Raw genomic sequence first — 1,053 nt, 5'->3', positions numbered from 1 at the left:
ATATTTACTTATAAAATTTCTCAAGAAAAAATAAAAAAGCCTAAGATCTTAGGCTTTTTTATTGGAATCAACTTTTAGAAAGAAATCCATCCACCAGTTTTCCAGTCTGACCGTGTAGAATCCACTTTATAGTATCTGTTTTTTCCATCTCCACGAGCATAAAAATCAACAGAGTCATTAATGAAACCTAAACTACCAGTTGAGTATACTGTCCATGAAGCTCTTCCATAGGCATCTCCACCACTTAAATAACCTTTTCCAATTCCTTTTTGCCATATCATAGAAGGATTTATGTTACTGTGGCTTCCGTAATTATCTAAAACTTTTGTAGCTGTTGAACCTGAATAGTTAAAAACAACTGTACTATATAATGTAGTTGTTTTAATACCTAAAACATACAGTTTATAGGTAGCAGTTACAGTTTTTTTCCCAGTCGCTAATACTCCTATTGAAGGGTTAGTATTTGTTTGTAGTTCTACAGGTACTTTATTTCCTTCTATGTTAATGTTTGATACGCCAGGATTAGCATTTGCTGTACCGATTAATTTCATATAATTATCTGGTTGTAATGCTAAAAGAAAAGTGTTTTGTTCTTCTTCACTTAAATTTTTAAATGCTTCTAATCCTTCTGCTGCGTAGTCATCTATTTTGCTTTCCTTTTCTAAATACTCAATATAATTAGCTGGTGATTCAATATACTTCAGTCCATCTTCAGTAGAGATACTTTCTGCATTAGCTGATTTTAAATCTAAACCAAAATTACTAATTAATAAAAATACAAGTGAACCTAACACAAAAACAATTCTTTTCATACTCATAGAAACAATCTTCCTTCCCCTTAATTTTTTATATCAATCCGAATAATTTCCAGATTAATAACATAGATAATAAAAAAATGGAAAAAAATAAGAATATTCTAGGGGGTATATATTGTGCAGGAGGAAGTAAAAGCTATTTTAATAGGTTTTGTTACTCTAATCGCTGCTTATTTGACTGTGTTTTCTTTATGGTTTTGTTTAGTTGCAATAATATTTGGAGTTATAGGATATAAAC

General features: G+C 30.1%; 1 protein-coding gene. It reads right to left on the bottom strand.

What is annotated here, in order from left to right:
• Nucleotides 1-74 precede the first annotated feature (74 nt).
• The gene (locus QD409_RS35370; protein WP_341082325.1) at nt 75-818 is read right to left on the bottom strand and encodes a hypothetical protein; all 744 of its coding nucleotides are present in this window, start codon (nt 816-818) and stop codon (nt 75-77) included.
• Nucleotides 819-1,053 lie beyond the last annotated feature (235 nt).

This window comes from Rhizobium sp. BR 315, from assembly GCF_050577975.1.
Classification (GTDB): domain Bacteria; phylum Pseudomonadota; class Alphaproteobacteria; order Rhizobiales; family Rhizobiaceae; genus Rhizobium; species Rhizobium miluonense.
The sequence above is the reverse complement of the archived record's forward strand: the minus strand, read 5'-3'. Positions and strand labels throughout refer to the sequence as shown.